Annotated in this window: 1 protein-coding gene; it reads left to right on the top strand. The window is 67.3% G+C overall.

The features are described from left to right. Positions 1–678 (top strand): transposase (locus tag KME80_RS49795; RefSeq protein WP_219520112.1); only part of this gene is annotated, 678 nt, incomplete at its 5' end. Positions 679–740 lie beyond the last annotated feature (62 nt).

Raw genomic sequence — 740 nt, 5'->3', positions numbered from 1 at the left:
GAGGGGCCCGGTAAAGGCCGCGGCAGAGGGCGTCCGTGGTGCCTCGCACTGCCGGAGCGGGTGTTGCTGGTGGCCGTCTACTACCGCACCAACCTGACGATGCGACAGCTCGCGCCGTTGTTCGGGATCTGCCCGGCCACCGTGTGCCGGGTCATCCAGCGCCTGGGCCCGCTGCTCGCCCTGGAGCCGGCAGCACGCCGAGCCGAAGCCGCGGAACGGCTGTGGATCGTGGACGGAACCCTGATCCCGGTACGGGACCGCACCATCGCCGCTTCCAGCAAGAACTACCGCTTCTCCGCGAACGTGCAGGTCATCATCGACGCCGACACCCGGCTGGTGGTGGCCACCGGCCGACCGGCACCGGGCAACAAGGCCGACGCTCACGCCTGGCGCGATTCCGGCCTGCCGGCCCAGTGCGAGGATGTCACCGTCTTGGCCGACGGCGCCTATTTCAACACCGGCCTGGTCGTCCCGCATCGAAGACGGGCGGGACGAGCTCTGCTACGGGGCCAGGAGGAAGACAACGCTGAACACCGGCGCATCCGCGCCCGCATCGAGCACACCTTCGCCCGGATGAAGAACTACAAGATCCTGCGTGATTGCCGGCAGAAAGGGGCCGGACTCCACCACGCGGTCCAAGCCGTCGCACACATGCACAACCTCGCCCTCACGGCATGAGCACCACTGCCGCAGAACGCACTGACCAGCTCATACACGCACTTCTGCAACAACTTTTAGGC

It is taken from the genome of Nonomuraea ceibae (genome assembly GCF_019396325.1).
Classification (GTDB): Bacteria; Actinomycetota; Actinomycetes; order Streptosporangiales; family Streptosporangiaceae; genus Nonomuraea; species Nonomuraea ceibae.
The sequence above is the reverse complement of the archived record's forward strand: the minus strand, read 5'-3'. Positions and strand labels throughout refer to the sequence as shown.